This window comes from Streptomyces sp. IBSBF 2435 (genome assembly GCF_036815005.1).
Lineage (GTDB): Bacteria > Actinomycetota > Actinomycetes > Streptomycetales > Streptomycetaceae > Actinacidiphila.
On the sequence record NZ_JAJSYW010000392.1, the window covers coordinates 1 to 847 of the forward strand.

General features: G+C 73.1%; 1 protein-coding gene and 1 pseudogene. One reads left to right on the forward strand and one right to left on the reverse strand.

Features of this window, described 5'->3' with window-relative positions:
* Positions 1–424: pseudogene (locus V7E46_RS33635) on the forward strand (hypothetical protein); the annotation flags it as partial.
* Between the two features lie 74 nt (positions 425–498).
* On the opposite strand, the gene V7E46_RS33640 reads toward V7E46_RS33635, so the two are convergent.
* The gene (locus tag V7E46_RS33640) at positions 499–711 is read right to left on the reverse strand and encodes a DUF4287 domain-containing protein (RefSeq protein ID WP_329177900.1); all 213 of its coding nucleotides are present in this window, start codon (positions 709–711) and stop codon (positions 499–501) included.
* Between the last annotated feature and the right edge of the window lie 136 nt (positions 712–847).

Here is an 847-nt window from a genome sequence, read left to right on the forward strand (position 1 = left end):
CCCCTCGCACTCCCCGACCAGCCGCCCGACCACGACCCCCAGCACCTCCGCGTCGCCCACCGCCTCGGCCGATCCCACGAAGCCGGCCGGTCCTGCGGCGGGACCGCACGTCTCCTCCGTCTCCGTCTCGGGCAGCTGCAACGCCGCCGCCCGTAAGGCGACCGCGACGGTGTCCGTGCAGTACGACGGCACCGCGGCGGGCACCCTGCACCTCAAATGGTGGCATAACGCCACGGGCACGCCCCAGGGCGCGGGCAAGGTGACCCCGGTGAGCGCGAAATTCCCCAAGGGCGCGGTGAGTTACACCTACACCTCGACCATCACCTTCGACTCCGATCCAAGCCACCCCTACGTCGGCGTGACCGTCTCCACCGACCCGGCAGCCGCCTCCGGCAACCGCACGTCCACCGTCGTCTGCCGCTGACCAGCAGCAGCGACCGGCCCCGCCCGGGCGACGAAGTGCCGTCGCCCGGGCGGGGTTTCGCGCAGGGGCGCGGCTCAGGCCGCGGCGTCCTGCGCGCGGGTGTGCGCGACCAGCGCGTTGGCGTGGCCGTGGCCGAGTCCGTACTCGGACGTGAGCCAGCCGACGAGTTCCCCGTGCCGGGTCAGCGGGGAGGCACGGATCAGGCCCTGCCACTCCGCGATCGGGCGGCCGTACTTCTTCTCGATCGAGGGGAAGTAGCTTGCGGGGCCGCTCTTTTCTGTGGTCATCCCGGTCTCCTCCGGCTGCGGGCTCTGGTCCGTCGCAGAGATGGACCGGCCGGAGGCGGGCAAGTCATCGGTCCTGCGGCGGCGAAGCGAGCGCGGTCGCGGGGGACGCGTCGGCGGGGTCGGCCCGGGGCTTCTC

Excerpts from the sequence above, each read along its gene's own strand:
- V7E46_RS33640 (WP_329177900.1), bottom strand. The coding sequence starts at position 711 with ATGACCACAGAAAAGAGCGGCCCCGCAAGCTACTTCCCCTCGATCGAG.